Source organism: Kitasatospora sp. NPDC089797, from assembly GCF_040684795.1.
Taxonomy (GTDB): domain Bacteria; phylum Actinomycetota; class Actinomycetes; order Streptomycetales; family Streptomycetaceae; genus Kitasatospora.
Genome location: NZ_JBFBGS010000049.1, coordinates 1 through 15680 on the forward strand (window position 1 = coordinate 1; position 15680 = coordinate 15680).

At 75.1% G+C, this 15680-nt stretch carries 13 protein-coding genes; 5 read left to right on the forward strand and 8 right to left on the reverse strand.

Going from position 1 to position 15680, the window contains the following annotated elements; genetic code table 11:
* Positions 1-82 precede the first annotated feature (82 nt).
* Positions 83-2353, reverse strand: a complete 2271-nt coding sequence (locus AB0O91_RS31590; RefSeq protein WP_363440413.1) for a glycosyl hydrolase family 18 protein — start codon at positions 2351-2353, stop codon at positions 83-85.
* 200 nt (positions 2354-2553) lie between these two features.
* Positions 2554-3537 (reverse strand): helix-turn-helix domain-containing protein, encoded by a 984-nt coding sequence (locus tag AB0O91_RS31595; RefSeq protein ID WP_363440416.1) that lies wholly within the window; start codon positions 3535-3537, stop codon positions 2554-2556.
* Between the two features lie 83 nt (positions 3538-3620).
* Between AB0O91_RS31595 and AB0O91_RS31600 the strand changes: the two genes are divergently transcribed.
* Positions 3621-4988: an MFS transporter gene (locus AB0O91_RS31600; protein WP_363440419.1), complete on the forward strand. Its 1368-nt coding sequence runs from the start codon at positions 3621-3623 to the stop codon at positions 4986-4988.
* Positions 4989-5046: 58 nt separating this feature from the next.
* Here AB0O91_RS31600 and AB0O91_RS31605 read toward each other — a convergent pair whose 3' ends face one another.
* Positions 5047-5454, reverse strand: a complete 408-nt coding sequence (locus tag AB0O91_RS31605) for a RidA family protein (RefSeq protein ID WP_363440422.1) — start codon at positions 5452-5454, stop codon at positions 5047-5049.
* Positions 5455-5566: 112 nt separating this feature from the next.
* Positions 5567-6364, reverse strand: coding sequence for an ATP-grasp domain-containing protein (locus AB0O91_RS31610; protein ID WP_363440425.1), 798 nt, complete (start codon positions 6362-6364; stop codon positions 5567-5569).
* A gap of 254 nt (positions 6365-6618) precedes the next feature.
* On the opposite strand from AB0O91_RS31610, the gene AB0O91_RS31615 reads away from it, so the two are divergent.
* The gene (locus AB0O91_RS31615) at positions 6619-7392 is read left to right on the forward strand and encodes an enoyl-CoA hydratase family protein (protein ID WP_363440428.1); all 774 of its coding nucleotides are present in this window, start codon (positions 6619-6621) and stop codon (positions 7390-7392) included.
* A 124-nt stretch (positions 7393-7516) separates the two neighbouring features.
* On the opposite strand, the gene AB0O91_RS31620 is transcribed toward AB0O91_RS31615, so the two are convergent.
* Positions 7517-8317: a maleylpyruvate isomerase family mycothiol-dependent enzyme gene (locus AB0O91_RS31620; protein WP_363440430.1), complete on the reverse strand. Its 801-nt coding sequence runs from the start codon at positions 8315-8317 to the stop codon at positions 7517-7519.
* A 154-nt stretch (positions 8318-8471) separates the two neighbouring features.
* Between AB0O91_RS31620 and AB0O91_RS31625 the strand changes: the two genes are divergently transcribed.
* Positions 8472-9227, forward strand: a complete 756-nt coding sequence (locus AB0O91_RS31625; protein WP_363440433.1) for a DapH/DapD/GlmU-related protein — start codon at positions 8472-8474, stop codon at positions 9225-9227.
* 190 nt (positions 9228-9417) lie between these two features.
* Here the strand turns inward: AB0O91_RS31625 and AB0O91_RS31630 are convergent, their stop codons facing one another.
* Positions 9418-10938 (reverse strand): helix-turn-helix domain-containing protein, encoded by a 1521-nt coding sequence (locus AB0O91_RS31630; RefSeq protein ID WP_363440436.1) that lies wholly within the window; start codon positions 10936-10938, stop codon positions 9418-9420.
* A 204-nt stretch (positions 10939-11142) separates the two neighbouring features.
* Between AB0O91_RS31630 and AB0O91_RS31635 the strand changes: the two genes are divergently transcribed.
* Positions 11143-12021, forward strand: coding sequence for an alpha/beta fold hydrolase (locus AB0O91_RS31635; protein ID WP_363440574.1), 879 nt, complete (start codon positions 11143-11145; stop codon positions 12019-12021).
* 171 nt (positions 12022-12192) lie between these two features.
* Here the strand turns inward: AB0O91_RS31635 and AB0O91_RS31640 are convergent, their stop codons facing one another.
* Together AB0O91_RS31640 and AB0O91_RS31645 are read right to left on the reverse strand one after the other, a co-directional pair.
* Complete coding sequence (locus tag AB0O91_RS31640) at positions 12193-12765, reverse strand: HutD family protein (protein WP_363440438.1); 573 nt, start codon at positions 12763-12765, stop codon at positions 12193-12195.
* Between the two features lie 130 nt (positions 12766-12895).
* On the reverse strand, positions 12896-14230 hold the full coding sequence (locus AB0O91_RS31645) for an MFS transporter (RefSeq protein WP_363440441.1): 1335 nt from the start codon (positions 14228-14230) through the stop codon (positions 12896-12898).
* A 116-nt stretch (positions 14231-14346) separates the two neighbouring features.
* Between AB0O91_RS31645 and AB0O91_RS31650 the strand changes: the two genes are divergently transcribed.
* The gene (locus AB0O91_RS31650; RefSeq protein ID WP_363440576.1) at positions 14347-15522 is read left to right on the forward strand and encodes an ROK family protein; all 1176 of its coding nucleotides are present in this window, start codon (positions 14347-14349) and stop codon (positions 15520-15522) included.
* The last annotated feature ends 158 nt before the right edge of the window (positions 15523-15680 follow it).

A 15680-nucleotide genomic window follows, 5' to 3' on the forward strand; every position in this document is an offset into this window, starting at 1 on the left:
TCGGGAGGGGGCGCCGGCCGCCGTCGCCGCGCGGGCGGTCACCCGGGCTGTGGTGTGCGGGGTCGGCGGGCCGCCGTCGCGGTCACCTGAGCCCGGTGTCGAGGGCCGTCATCAGGGTGCCGGACGGGGTGTCGCCGGACATCTCCCAGATCATGCCGCCGAGCAGGTTCTTCGACTTGAGGTAGGCCGCCTTCTGGGCGATCGACCAGGCGTCGTCGAAGCTCCACCACTGGCCGTTCGCGCCCGTGTAGCCGTACGTGGCAACGGACTTGGGGTCGTGGTAGACGGTGAGGCCGGGCACGCCGGTGATCAGGTTGTTGTACCCGCGGGTGCCGGCCTCCTCGGCGAACTGGCCGGGTGCGGCGCCGTTCGCGGACTGCCAGGCGCCGTTGGCACCGCCGTCCGCCACGCCCTGCCAGCCGCGCCCGTAGAACGGGAAGCCGATGGTCAGCTTGCGCGGGTTGACCCCGGCGCCGAGGTAGGTCTGGACGGCCGTGTCCACGCTGAAGTGGAACGGGTAGGGGTCGTTGGGGTCCTGGTAGAGGTTGGAGGCCTGGCCGGTGCGGTTGGGCTCCCAGGAGTTGTCGCTGCCGGACCCGTGGAAGTCGTAGCCCTGGACGTTGGCGATGTCGAGCGAGTTGAAGACGTTGCCGAGGTCCCAGCCGGCCGCGACCTTCGCCGGGTCGGCCGGGGTGAAGGCGGTGAGCAGCTTGTGCGGGCCGCCCAACGCGTCGAGCTGCTTGCGGAATTCGGCCGCGAGCAGGGTCAGGTTGGTCTTGTCGTTGGCGCTCCAGTGGTTGCCGGGGTGGCCGTCGGCGGAGCCGGGCCACTCCCAGTCGAGGTCGATGCCGTCGAAGATCCCGGCCGCGGTGCCGTCGCCGCCGGCGCCGTTGTAGGCGGGCAGGTTGCCCTTGATCCAGGTGTCGACGCAGGACTTGACGAACTTCTGCCGGGACGCGTCGGTCGCGGCCGCGTCGGAGAAGTACTTGGAGTACGTCCAGCCGCCGAGCGAGACGACCACCTTCAGGTTCGGGTACTTGGCCTTGAGCTTCTTCAACTGGTTGAAGTTGCCCCGGAGTTTGCCCCAGCCGTCGTCGGCGACGCCGTCCACGGACTGGTCGGCGCTCATCGGGCGGGCGTAGTCGGCGTCGGCGTCACCGGCGCCGGTGCCCTGGTCCGGGTCCTCCGGGTTGCTGGAGGTGCCCTTGGTCACGCCCGCCAGGCAGGTCAGGTTGACCGGATCGATGTTCTCGAAGGCGTAGTTGATGATGTCGAGCTTGGCCGCGCTGCCCGAGGTGTCGAGGTTCTTCACGAAGTACTGGCGGCCGTAGATGCCCCATTGGACGAAGTAGCCGACCCGGGCGTACTTCCCGGCGCCGACGATGTCCGCCGTGGTCACGGTGAGCGGGGCGGAGGCGGGCGAGGTGTTGTCGGCGGGGTCGCGGGCCTTCACCGTGAAGGTGTACGTGGTGGACGGGGAGAGGCTGCCGACGGCCGCGGTCAGGGTGGCGCCGCCGACCGTGGTCACCAGGGTGGGGCCGCGGTAGACGTCGTACGCGGCGACCCGGACGTTGTCGGTGGCGGCGTCCCAGGCGAGCGTGACGTCGGAGGAACCGACCGCCGTGGCAAGGAGGTTGGTCGGCGCGGTCGGTGGAACGGTGTCGGTGGACGGGTCGAAGGTGGCGGCGGTGACGGGCGCACTGAGCGGGCCCGTGTTGCCCCGGCCGTCCGTGGCCCGGACGGTCAGGGTGTACGTGGTGGCCGGGGTCAGCCCGGTGACCAGGGCGCTGGCGGTCGGGCTGGAGGCGAGCACGGTGCTGCCGCTCAGCACGTCGTAGGAGGCGACCGGGAAGTCGCCGCCGGTGGCGGCCGGCCAGCTCAGGGCGAGGGTGTGGGCGGTCGACTCGGTGACGGTGGGGGTGCCCGGCGCGGACGGCGGGACGTCGGCGCTGCCGTCGCACTTGTCGCCGTTGATCCGGCAGTTGAGCGGGGTGGAGACCGGGCCGTTGCCGACGAACCAGAAGCTGTACGGCTCGGTGGTGCTGTGGGCGTTGACGGTCGCGTTGTAGTAGGCGGCGGTGGCGGTGACGTGCCGCCCGTTGACGGTCGCGGTGCCGTTCGTGGTGTTGCCGAGGGTGACCCCGGCCGGCAGGTCGAACTCCAGGGTCCAGCCGGAGACGGCGGTGGCGTTGTCGTTGTGGACGATGTAAGTGCCCTGCCACCACGAGCCGTTGTCGGTGGTGGCGAAGGTGGCGGTGAGCTTGCCGGCGGCGCTCGCGGGGGCGGCGAGCGCGGTCAGGACGGCGAGCGGGAGGAGCAGGACGGCCAGCAGCGTCAGCAGTCTGCTGCGCATGCGTGGGCGCCCCGCCCGGGATCGAGCGGACATGGTTCTCCCTGTGACGGTGGGGGTTGGACAGGGGGCGTAGAACCGGGGCGATCCGGGTGCGATCGGTGCCCGCGCCGTGGGGAGGCGGGGCATGGGCACTGTAGGAGGACTGGACCAATGCGTCAACAGGTCTGTACCACTGGGGAGTTGGGGGAGGTGGCCGGAGTTCAGCGGCCGCCGGTCAGCTCGTCCCCGAGCACGCTGCGCCGGTACAGCACCGAGCGGCCGTGCCGGGCCCGGGTGACCAGGCCGGTGGCGGCCAGGACGGACAGGTGCTGGCTGACCGCGCCCGGGGTGACGCCCAGGCGGTAGGAGAGCTCGGTGGTGGAGGCCGGCTCGGCGAGCATGGCGAGCAGCCGGGCCTTCGGCGCGCCCACCAGCGCCTCCAGGGCCCGCGGCGGTACCGGTGGGCCCTGGCCGGCCATCCCGGCCTGGCCGCGGGCCGGGTAGCTGATCTGGGGCGGCCGGGTGCTGTCGATCATGGTGATCGCGCCCCGGACGAAGAAGGTCGGGCAGAGCACCAGGCCGCGGCCGTCCACGGCGGTCTCCACGTCCCCGTCCATCCAGTTCCGGTTGATCGACAGCACGCCGTCCGCCCACTCCAGCCGGTGGTCCAGGTCCGAGAACAGCGCCGCCGCGCCGTGCTGGGCGAGCACCCGCGCCCGGTACACCAGGTCGGCCTCCAGCACCGCGCGGGCCTGCGGCCACCAGGCGGGCGCCAGGCACGCCTCCCAGTACTCCTCCAGCGCGTCGCAGATCCGCCCCAACAGCGCTGCCGGGTCCGCGAGTCCGGCCTCCAGCAGGGCGGGCAGCGGCTGCCCGTGCGGCAGGAAGGTCTGCTCCAGCTCGCCGCGCAGCAGCTCCGGCGGCAGGGCGCGGACGGTGGCGAGCTCGGCGCGGAAGTCCGGGGCGGGGGAGGACGGCCGGGGGGTCAGGAAGTCCGGGACCCAGCGGTTCCGGGTGGTCAGCGTGCGCAGCAGCCGGGAGTCCAGGCGCTCGAACGAGGGCCTGAGCTGCTCGAAGGCCCGGTTCTGGAGCCGGTACACGCCCGGGTGGGTCCACATCCGCAGGCTGAGCACGGTCTCGTGGATCGGCGAGTAGGCGAACCAGGTGGTGGCGAGGTCGGCGAGGCGGAGCGTGAAGCGGTGCACGGGTGCCTCCAGCTGACGGCCAGGATTCAGCCAGAGCCTAAAGGATTGTCCGCTCCGGTCCGTCCGGCGGTGGAATCGGCGGCATGACCACCTCACCGGCGGAGTCCTCCGCACCGTCCTCCGGCCTGCCCGCGTCCGAGCGGGGCGGGCGGGTTCCCGCGGCCGTCCGGCGGCGGCTGCACCCCGATCCGACGGTCCGCCGGCTGGCCGGGATCACCCTGGTCAACACCGTGGGCAACGGCCTCTCGCTGTCCGTCGCGGTGCTGTTCTTCACCCGGGTGCTCGGCCTGAGCGCCGCCCAGCTGGGGTTCGGGATGACCGCCGCCGGGCTGTGCGGAGTCCTCGCCAGCGTGCCGGCCGGCCGGGCCGCCGACCGCTGGGGCGCCCGGCGGGTGCTGGTCGTGCTGGTCTCGGCGGAGGCGGTGGGCACCGCCGGGTACGCGCTGGTGCACAGCTACCCGGCCTTCCTCGTGCTGGCCTGCGCCGTCTCGGCCGTCGACCGGGGCTCGTCGGCGGTCCGGAACGCGCTCTACGCGGACGTGCTGCCGGCCGACCGGCGGGTGGCCGGCCGGGCGTACCTGCGGGTGGTGACCAACGTCGGCATCTGCCTGGGCACCGGCCTGGGCGCGATCGCGCTCCAGCTCGACACCCGGCCGGTGTACCTGGCGGCGATCCTGGCCGACTCGGTCTCCTACGTCGCCGTCGCGCTGCTGCTGTGCAGGCTGCCCGGGGCGGTGGGCGCGATGCGGGGGGCGGCGACGGGAGCAGCGGAGGAGGCGGCGGCGAGTGCGGCGGGTCATCCGGGCCCGGAGGAGAAGGGCGGCGAGCAGGGGCGGCGGCGCAACCCGGCGCTGCGGGACGGGCCCTTCCTGGCCGTCACGGCGCTGTGCTCCGTCCTCGGGCTGCAGTTCGCGGTGCTGGAGGTCGGCATTCCGCTGTGGATCGTCCAGCACACCGACGCACCGCGGATCACCGTCGCCGGGACCCTGGTCGTCAACACCCTGCTGGTGATCGCCCTCCAGGTGCGGGCCACCCGGGGCACCGAGGAGCGCCCGGCGGCCGTTCGCGCCTGCCGCCGCGCGGGGATGCTGCTCGCGGTGTCCTGCCTGGTCATCGCCCTCGCGCCGGGACTGCCCGGGATCCTCGCCGCCGTGGTGGTGCTCGCCGGGGTCGGCTTGCAGTCGCTGGGCGAGGTGCTGGGCCAGGCGGGCGGCTGGGCGCTGAGCTACGACCTCGCGGGCGAGCGCGGACACGGCGCGTACCAGGGGGTGTTCAACGCGGGCACGGCGGCCGCGCTGATGGCCGGCCCGGCCCTGGTCAGCACGGTGGTGATCGGCTTCGGACCGGTCGGCTGGGCCGTCCTGGGCGCGGTGCTGGCGGCGGCGGGCCTGGCGATGGGCCCCGCCGTCCGGTGGGCCGGACGGCGGGACGGTCGGCTCGTGGCCGGGTGAGACGGGTGAGACGGGAGCGGCGGAGGCGGGGCCGGCGGAGGCGCGGCCGGACGGGGCGTCACCGCTCCTGGACGATGGCCAGCGCCTCGATCTCGATCAGAACCTCCGGCCGGAACAGCGCCGCGACCTGCATCGCGGAGGCCGCCGGGAGCGGCAGGTCGCCCAGGAACTCGTTGCGGGCGTCCCGGATGTCGGAGAGGTAGGCGATGTCGGTCATGAAGAAGGTGAACTTGACGACGTCGGAGAAGTCGGCCCCGGCGGCCGCCAGACAGCGGCGCAGGTTCTCGAAGACCTGGCGGGCCTGGGCCCCGGGGTCGCCCGCACCGACCAGGTTCCGCTGCTCGTCGAAGGCGACCTGCCCGGAGATCTGGACCAGCCGACCGCTGCCGGTGACGACCTGGGTGTAGCCCGTCCCGGCGGCGACGCCGGACGGCTCGGTGATGTGGGTGAGGTGCGTGGTGGTCATGGGGCATGATCGTGCGCCATCGTGGGCGGCGCCGCAAGCCTTGCCGTGCGCTGCTCCGTACACCGTGCCGTCGGTCGGCCGACCCGGCGGCGAGCCGGTGCCGACCGCTCGGTCAGTACACCACTTCGGGCAGCTCGCGCCGGAACGGCAGGTCCTCGGAGGGGAGTTGGGCGGCCGGTCCGGAGGAGCGCAGTACCACGTCCAGCACCTCGCCCGGGTCGGCGGCATAACCTCCGCTCGCCCAGGCGGCGTTGGCCTCGACCACCGCCCAGCCGCGGTCCGTCCGCCCGACGTCCACCACCACCGCGCCCGGCAGCGGCGCCCGCTCGACCGAGCCGGCCAGCACCTCGCGGGTGAACGCCAGCACGTCGGGGCCGTCCGGCCCGAGCGGCGCGACCGCGAGGTCACTGGCCACCGCGTAGCGCGACCCGGCGCGGACCGTGCCGTCCAGGACGAACAGCCGGTACTCGGTACGGAACCGCACCACCTCGCTGACCAGCACCGCGGTGTCACCGTCCAGCAGTTCGGGCCCGGGCAGCGCCGCACCGTCCGGGTAGACCCGGGCGGCGAACAGCTTGTCGGCCGGCGGCTTCACGAACGCCGGGCCGCGCAGCGCACGGGCCTCGGCCAGCGTCGTCGCCGACACCCGCCGACCGGTCAGCGCGGTCGGCAGCCGGGCCAACCAGTCCTCGGCCGGCTCCAGGAGGGCGAGGCCCAGCTCCCGGCCGACCGCGTCGGCGAACAGCGGCCCGCCGTACACGTGGACCGCGGCGCCGAGCAGGTCGCGCGGTGCCCGCCAGGAGGCGGCGGTGTACGCCCGCAGACCGCGCCGCCCGGCGGCGGTGCGCAGTTGGAGGCCGGTCTCGTTGATCCGCGGGGCGAGCAGCAGGACGGCGGGGTCGGTGGTCACGGCGCCATGCTGCCGGGTGGCCGACGGCCGGCACCAGCGGATATCCGTGCGTCGGCCGGAGGGCTCGTACCCGTCGGGCGGCCGGTAGGCGGTGCCGGGCACCGGGCGCCGGGTGCTGGACGGCGGGCGCCGGACGGCGAGCGGCTCTGGCCGAGGGGCGGGTGGGCGTGCCAGAGTCGTCCGGGCGCCGTCCGGGCACCCCGGGCCGCGCGCGCAGTCCGACCCACCCTCAGCCGGAAGGCAGGCCACCGCCAATGACCAGCGCAGCGCCCCTCGTCCACGTCAGCACCGCCGACGCCGTCACCACGCTCACCCTCGACTCGCCGCACAACCGCAACGCGCTCTCCTCCCGGCTGATGTCCGAGCTGCACGCCGGGCTCGCGGTGGCCGCGGCGAACCGGGACGTCCGAGCGGTGGTGCTCACCCACACCGGCAAGGTGTTCTGCGCGGGCGCGGACCTGTCCGAGGCGACCGGCGCGGACCCGACGGTGGGCCCGCGCGGCCTGGTCGAGCTGCAGAAGGCGATCGTGGACTGCAGCAAGCCGGTGATCGCCGTGCTCGACGGGCACGCCCGGGCCGGGGGTCTCGGCCTGATCGGTGCGGCCGACCTCGCCGTCGCCGGACCAGCCGCGACCTTCGCCTTCACCGAGGTCCGGCTCGGTCTCGCACCCGCCGTCATCTCGCTGCCGCTGCGCCCCAAGCTGGAGCCGCGCGCCGCCTCCCGCTACTACCTCACCGGCGAGGTCTTCGACGCCGCCGAGGCGGCCCGGATCGGCCTGATCACCCGGGCGGCCGAGTCGACCGAGGACACCGCGACGGTGCTCGCAGGCCTGCTGGACGCGCTGCGCCAGGGCTCGCCGCAGGGGCTGGCGGAGTCGAAGCGGCTGGCCAACGCCGAGGTGGTGCGGTCCTTCCAGCGGGACGCGGACGAGCTGGTGCAGCTGTCGGCACGGCTGTTCGGGTCGGCGGAGGCGCAGGAGGGGATGCGGTCGTTCCTCGAGAAGCGGCCGGCCGCCTGGGTGCGGTGAGCGGAGTCCCGCGGTGAGTCGGCGCCCGTGGTGAGTCGGAGCCCGAGGTGAGCCGGGCCCCGCGCCGATGCGGGGCCCGGCGCGGGGCCCGGCCGGTGGTGGCCGGGACCGGAGGCGGTCGGGATCAGCGGATCGCCGCGCCCTCCCGCCAGAGGTCGAGCAGGGCGTGGTCGCCGACCAGTTCGACCTGCCCGGCCCGCTCGACGGCCCCGCCCTGCCCGGTCCGTCCGGCCTGTGCGGTCGTCAGCCGGTTCCAGAGCAGCAGGTAGAGCTCCCGGGCCGGGCCGGTGACCGTCAGGTCGGCCGGTTCGGGAGCCTCCTCCGTGCTGACGGCGAGCGGCCCGGGGGAGAAGGTCAGGCGCCAGGAGCCCGGGCCGTCGGTCGGCCGGACCAGGAGGGTGCGCGGGTCGTCGGTGTGCGCCTTCGCCCGGCCGAGGCCCAGGAAGCCGACCAGCAGCTCGTCGATGCCGTCCAGGGCGAACGCCGGGTCCACGGCCGGACCGGGGGTGCCGGCCGCCGCGTCGGCGTCGAAGCGGTGCACGGCGGTCTCGTGCGCCTGACGCCGGGCCCAGAAGGCCAGCGGGCTGGGCGCGGGCAGGAAGGTCCAGCACTCGACGTCGGTCGGCGCCGCGGAGAGCGTCGTCACCAACGCCTCGTGGCCCTCGCGGAACCAGTCGAGCAGGGCGGCGTCCGAGGGGTCGGGGCCGATGACGGCCTGTCGGTCCGTCGCGTCCAGAACCGCCCGCAGGCCCTTCGCCGGGTAGGCGGCGGCCCAGCGGTGGACCTGGCCGGTGTGCCGCACCAGATCGGCCAACTGCCAGTCCGGGCAGGTCGGGACGGGGGCGGTGAGGTCGGTGCGGGCGGCGGCCTCGGCCAGCAGGGCGCCCTCACGGCGCAGCGCGTCGAGGTGTGCGGAGATCTCCATGGGACGGAGTCTCCCACCGGCCCGTGACAGCGGTGGCGGATTTCGGACCGGTCCGGACGGCCTCGAGCCCGCGCTGCGGGCGGGGCCGGTGGGGCCCGTGTGATGTCGACCTCCCGGCGGCCGGACGGGCCCTACGGGCCGGTAACGTGAGCGCATGCCGATAACCCGTTCCCTCCTCTCCGCCGTCCGGGACGGTGGCCGCCGGGCCGCCGGGCGCCTCGTCCACCGGGGCTGGCGCTGGATGCAGCGGACCGGCGCGGTCACCAACCGCAATCCCGGCCCGTACCGGTTCGGCGAGCTGGGCGACGGCACCTCCCTCGCCTTCCCGCCCGGGGCGGTGTTCAACGAGCAGTGGATCACCATCGGGCCGTTCTCGATCATCGGCGAACGGGTCACCATCAGCGCCGGCTTCCTGCCCGGACTCGACCTCGGGCCGGAACCGATCGTGCGGATCGGCGGCGGCTGCGTCATCGGCCGGGACAGCCACATCGTCGGCCACCAGTCGATCGTGATCGGCGACGACGTGTGGACCGGCCCCGGGGTGTACGTCAGCGACCAGGCGCACGAGTACCGGGACACCGAGCTGCCGATCGGCAAGCAGTGGCCGCGCAACGAGCCGGTGGAGATCGGCGCGGGCAGCTGGATCGGCACCGGCGCCGTGATCATGCCGGGCGCGCGGATCGGGCGCAACGTGGTGGTCGCGGCGGGCGCGGTGGTGCGCGGCGACGTGCCCGACCACAGCGTGGTCGCCGGGGCGCCGGCCAAGGTGGTCCGCCGCTGGACCGAGCAGGAGGGCTGGCAGCCGCCGCTGCGCCACGAGCCGCCCCGGCCGGTGCCGGACGGCGTGACGGCGGAGCAGCTGCGTGCGCTGGTGGGGTGGGACCTGCGGTTGCCGGGGGAGCGGGATTGAGCGGGGCCGAGCGGGATTGAGCGGGACTGAGCGGGATTGAGCAGGGCCGAGCGGGGCCGAGCGGGACTGTTCGTCGGCCCGCAGGCCTGGACCGGGCTGGACGGGGCGGCTGGTCGCCCACGGCTGGATCGACGGCTGATCCCGGGCCGTGACCGGCACCCGCGCCCCGGTCGGCGCGGGTGCCGCCGCTTCACCACGGGTGCGCCGGGGTCGACCGTTCGGCCGTCCGGGCGGCGAGCGCTGCGGTGATCCGCAGGACGTCGGCCGGGCGGGCCGGGTCCAGGCCGGTCAGGACGGCGATCCGGCGCAGCCGGTAGTCGACGGTGTTCGGGTGCAGGTGCAGGGCGCTCGCGGTGTGCCGTCGGTTGAGGCCGCCGGCCAGGTGGGTTCGCAGGGTGGTGAGCAACTCCCCGGCTTCGTCGAGTGGTTCGAGCAGTGCGGCGAGCCGGGAGCGGGCCCGGCTGGGCCGGGTCAGCTGGTACTCCAGCAGGACGTCGTCGAGCCGGTGCAGCCCGGGTGGGCGGCCGAATGCCCGTGCGACGTCCAGGACTTCGTACGCGAGGGCGGCGGCGTCGGGGACCTCGGCGGGCACTGCGGCGGCGGCTCCGGCCAGTACGGGCACGCCGGCCTCGCGGGCTGCCGCGGCCAGGACGGCGGCGAGCTGCGGCCAGGCCTCCTCGGCGGCGGGTGCGGTGAGTGGGGTGGGTGCGGTGGGTGCGTCGGACGGCCGGTCGGCGGTCCGGTCGGGGGCCCGGTCGGGGGTGGTCGGGAGCGGGACGAGCACCAACCCGCCGGACGGGGTGAGCGCGGTCAGTGCCGACTGCCGGGTGCGGTGGTCGAGTTCGGCGCCGAAACGGCGGAGCTTGCGGCGGGCGGCGATGCCCGGGTCCACGCCGGGGGAGTGCTCGTCCGGGTGGTCCGCGAGGGACAGGCAGAGCACCGCGTAGCCGGCCGGCAGCCCGGTTCCGGCCCGGGCCGCGGCCTCCTCGGCGGGGGTGCCGGCCAGCAGCGCGGTGAGCAGGGACTGCCGGGCGGTGGAGCTGCGGTCCACGGCCGCGCGCCGGCCGTCCAGGTATCCGGAGCCGGCGGCGGTGGAGGCCCGACGGAGCTGGTCGAGCAGCAGGCGGTTGAGCAGCAGCAGGTCGGCGGCGTCACCGGCGTGGGCGTCCCGGGTGAGGAACTCCCAGCAGACCTCCAGGCCGAGGTGGTGGGCGAGCAGGACGGCGTCCAGCGGGAGGCCCTCCTCGGCGCGGCGCGCGGCGGACTCCCGTACGGCGGTGAACTCCTCGGCGGGGGCCGGGAGTCCGGTGCGGACGGTGTGGGCCAGCGCGCGGATCCGGCGCTCGGCGTCCCGGGTGATCTCCCCGGCGAGCTGCTCGCGGGGGAGGCGGCGGTAGACCGGCACCCGCTCCAGCAGGGCGGCGACCACGCCCGCGGCCAACTCGCGGGCGCCGCCGAGGAGCCGCTGGTCGGCCGAGAGGCCGCCGATCACCGGGGCGCGCCAGGGGGAGAGGTGGTCGGCGGTCTCCGCGGGGGCCGCGGTGCCGGCGCGGGGGCGGGCCGCGGAGGGCGTTCCGGTGCGGGCGTCGACGGCAGCCTCGGCGGCCCCGGTTGCTTCCCGGGCTCCGGCTGTCTCGCGGGCTTCGGCTGTCTCGCGGGCGTCGGCGGGGCGGCTGGTGGGGGCGCAGTGGGGTGCGTTGTGACCGGTCACAGAGAACACCGTCCAGGTCTGGGGGACGCCCAAGGGCCGGGCCGGAGGGGTGACCGCATCATGGAGCCACTCGGGTTACCTGTTGGTAACAAACTTCCGCTGTGGAGGCAACAGTTGAGAACCCCACTTCTCCGCTTCTCCGCAACACCCGCGCGCCGTCGGATCGGTGGAGCGCTCGGCGCGGCCGCCCTGGCGGTCGCGCTGCTGGTCGCCGCGGCGGCCCCCGCCACCGCGGCTCCGGCGGTGGCTGCGGCCCCGGCTGTCACCGCCGCGGCCGCGACCGAACTCCCGCCCGACGGCGACTCGGTGGCCTCGCCGCCCGGCGCCAACGACTGGACCTGCCGGCCGTCCGCCGCGCACCCCGACCCGGTGGTGCTGGTGCACGGCACCTTCGCCAACCGCTACGAGAACTGGCTGGCGCTCTCCCCGCTGCTGAAGGGCCTCGGGTACTGCGTCTTCGCCCTCGACTACGGGACCGTTCCGGGGATCACCTCCACCGGCAGCGGTCTGCTGCTGCCGATCGGCGGCCTCGGGCCGGTGGCCGCCTCGGCGGCCCAACTCGCCCACTTCGTCGACCTGGTGCGCAGCGCGACCGGGGCGGCCAAGGTCGACATCGTCGGGCACTCGCAGGGCGGCATGCTGCCCAACTACTACCTCAAGTTCCTCGGCGGGGCCTCGAAGGTGGACACCCTGGTCGGGCTGGCCCCGTCCAACCACGGCACCACCCTCGACGGGATCACCAAGCTGGCGCCGTACTTCCCCGGTGTGGCCGACCTGATCTACACCGTCTGCCAGGCCTGCCGCGACCAGGCGGTGGGCTCCGACTTCAACGCCACCATGGCCTCCCGGCCGGACACCGTGCCCGGCGTGCACTACACGGTGATCTCCACCGTGTACGACGAGGTCGTCACTCCCTGGCGGACCCAGTTCCTGAACGGGCCGGACGTCGACAACGAGGTGCTCCAGGACCACTGCCCGGTCACGCTCGCCGAGCACGTCGCGATCGCGTTCTCGCCGACCGCGCTGCACCTGGTGGCCAACGCCCTGGACCCGGCGCACGCCACCCCGGTGTTCTGCGGCTGATCCCTGCTCGCCGTCGGCGTCGCCACTGCCGTCGCCCGCCGCCGGTACGGATGTCGCCGCCGGTACGGACGTCGCCGTCGGTACGGGTGCCGCCGTCGCGGCCGCCCGCGCACCCGGTCGCTCCGGGGGCGCGGGCGGTGCCGCGCGCGGGGCGGTGTCGGGTACGGGCGTTCAGTGGGTGGGGGTGCGGAAGGTGATCGCGACGGTGACGCCGTCGGGCCGCAGTTCGTGGCTGCCGGGCGCGTCGAGCAGTACGGCGTCGTAGCGGGTCAGCCGGGCGCCGGAGACGGTCGCCGAACCGGCGAGGCACACCAGCAGGACGGTCGCCGCCGACGGGACCGGGACGGTGCCGGGCGCGGTGTGCAGGTCGACGGCGGCCTCGACCCGGCCGCGGCGGGTCATGACGTTGAAGTCGACCACCGGGCCGTCCAGCAGGCGGCAGTCGGTCGTGGCGTCTCCGGGAAAGGGGAACGGGTGGAACGGGGCGTCGATCACCTGCTCGACGCCGTCCACCGTGAGCGCCATGCCCGCGCCCTCGACCAGCGTGATCACCCGGTCGATGCCGGGGAACGGCGAGAACGGACCGGCCGAGGCGACATCGGCCAGGCTCACCCGCCAGTCGAACCCGCCCAGCCCGGCCCCGGCGGGGAACCCGGCGACCTCCCTGGTCACCCCGCCCCCGTTGAGCCACGGAGTGGCCGGACGCTCGTCGGCCCGCAGTACCTGGATGCCTTTGGTGGTCATGGGGCCGCATGCTGCCACAGATGACGGCGAACAGATGACAGCTGACAGATTTCAACATCTGTCATCCGTTCGCTGTCATCTGTTACTTGTCACCTGTCACCCGTCGCCTGTCCGCTCGCCCGCCCGCCGATCAGTGTCGTCGGACCGCCAGCGGCAGCAGGGCCGCCGCCGTGGCCGCGACCGCGACCGTGGTCAGGGCCAGCGGCAGTCCGGTCGCGTCGGCGAGGAAGCCGATCACCACCGGGCCGATCAGCATCCCGCCGTACCCGAGCGTCGAGGCGAGTGCGACGCCCTGCGGACCGCCCGCCGCACCCGCCCGCGCGATCGCGAGCGGGAACAGGTTCGCCAGCCCGAGGCCGACCAGGACGAACCCGCCGATCGCCGACGGCACCGAGGGGGCCAGTGCGGCGACCAGCATCCCGGCCGCCGCGGTCAGTCCGCCGAGGAGCATCAGCCGGTTCTGCCCCAGCCGGATCGACAGCCAGGTGCCGCCCACCCGACCGCTGGTCATGGCGAAGGCGTACGCGGCGTACCCGGCGGCGGCCGTTCCCGCGCTCGCGTGGACGTCGTCGGTGAGGTGGAGCGTGGTCCAGTCGGCGATCGCGCCCTCCCCGTACGCCGTGCACAGCGCCGTGAGCCCGAGCAGCAGCACCAGCAGCCGGACGTGACCCCCGGCCGGACGGTCCGCCGCACCCGGCGCGACGCCCGACGCCGCATCCGACGCCGGATCCGACGCCGGACCCGGCCCGGCATCCGCACCCGGCCCGGCATCCGCTGCCGCACTCGGCGCCGCACCCCGGTCGGCGCGCTCCGGCACCACCATCGGCGCGGCCGGACTGCGCAGCAGCACGAAGCCCGCGCCGGCGGTGACCGCCAGCCCCAGCAGTCCGCCGAGCGCGAGCGCCCATGCGGTGGTGAGCCGGTCGGCGAGCAGCCCGCCGAGGCCCGCGCCGAGCAGCCCGCCCAGGCTGTACCCGGCGTGGAAGCTCGGCATGACGGGCCGTCGCAGCTGCGCCACCAGGTCGACGGCCGCGCTGTTCATGGCGACGTTGGCGCCCCCGTACCCGGCCCCGAACAGCAGCAGCACGCCGCCGAGCGAGAGCACCGAGTGGGCGTGCGCGGGCAGCGGCACGGCGAGGCTCAGCAGGGCGAGCGAGCCGACGGTGACCGGCCGCGAGCCGTACCGGAGGCAGAGCCGCCCGACCAGTGGCATGGTGAGGACGGCCCCGACGGACAGGCAGAGCAGGGCCAGCCCGAGGGCGCTGTGGGAGGCGCTGACCTGGCTGCGGATGTCCGGGATGCGGACGACCCAGGCGGCGAAGAGGAAGCCGTCGACGGCGAAGAAGGCGGTGAGGGCGAGTCGTGCGGGGCCCCAGGGGCTGTCGGCGACCGGGGGTGTGCTGCGAGACTGTAGGGGGGAGCAGTCGGCGGGGCGGTGGGAACGGATTTTGTTTCGAAGCGGCACAAAGTCACAATAGGGGCGTGCAGCTCTCACCATCAAGCCCGAGGCCCCGCTCCGGGACCGACCTCGACGCGCAGCGTGACGCCCACCGCCGCGCGGCCCCCGACCGGGGGCGGACGCTGCTCGGTCCGGCGCTCTCGCTCATCCACACCGGCCAGACGCCCACCCGGTCCGCGCTCACCCGCGCGCTGGACGTCACCCGGGCCACCGCCGGCGCGGTCACGGCCGAGCTGGAGGCGCTCGGCCTGATCACCGTCGACTCCCGCCCGGCCGGCGGCGGTCGCGGCCGGCCCTCGCACCGGCTGGCGATCGACCCGCGGGGCCCGGTCGTGGTCGCGGGCCAGATCCACGCCGACGGGCTGAGCGTCACCCTGGCCGGCCTCGGCGGACTCCTCGACCCGCCCGTCCACCTGCCGCTGCCCGCCGCCACCGACCCGGTCCGGATGCTGCGCGCCGTCGCCGAGGCGGGGGCGGAACTGGCCCGCGCGACCGATCGCCGCTGCCTGGCCGCCGCGCTGGCACTGCCCAACCCGGTCACCGAACCGGACGGCACCGCGCTCGCCGCGCTGCACTTCGCCTGGCCCAGCGGCACCCCGGTCGCCGACCTGTACGACGTCGAGGTCGGCCGGGCCGACCACGGCCCGAAGGCGGTGCACCCGCTGCCCACCGCCATCGCCAACGACGCCAACCTCGCCGCGCTCGCCGAGTACCGGCACGGCGCCGGCCGCGGCGCCCGGCACCTGCTCTTCGTCACCTCCGGCCACCGCGGCGTCGGCGGCGCGCTGGTGATCGACGGCCACCTGCACACCGGCAGCGCCGGGCTGGCCCTGGAGGTCGGCCACCTCACCGTCGACCCGCAGGGCCGTCCCTGCGTGTGCGGCAACCGCGGCTGCCTGAACTCCGAGACGGACCCGGACGCGCTGTTCGCCGCCGCCGGCCTCACCCCGGAGCCCGGACGCCCGCCGCTCGACCAGGCGCGCGAGCTGTGCTGGGCGGCCGCGACCGACGAGCGGGCGCGGGCGGCCGTGGAGCACGTGATCGACCGGCTCGGGCTCGGGCTGGCCGGCGTCGTCAACATCCTCAACCCGGACCGGGTGGTGCTCAGCGGCCTCCACCTCGACCTCCTGGAGGCGGCCCCGGACCGGCTGCGCGCGGTGGTCGCCGACCGCAGCCTGTGGGGGCGCAGCGGCCGGGTGCCGATCGTCGGCGCGGAGCTGGCGCACGGTGCGCTCGCGGGCGCGGCCGAGCTCGGCTGGGGGCCGTACCTGGCGGACCCGCAGTCGGTGCCGGTGTAGCGCGGCGTCCGGTCGGCGGCGGCCGGCCGGCGGCGTCCGTGCGGGCTGCGGTCGGCGGCGGTGATAAGGGCAAGCTGGGCTTCCGGAAACGGTCACTTATCGTGATGCTCGTACACTCGTAGTGAGCAGCGGGGGGCCGCAACGAGGGAGTAGTGACC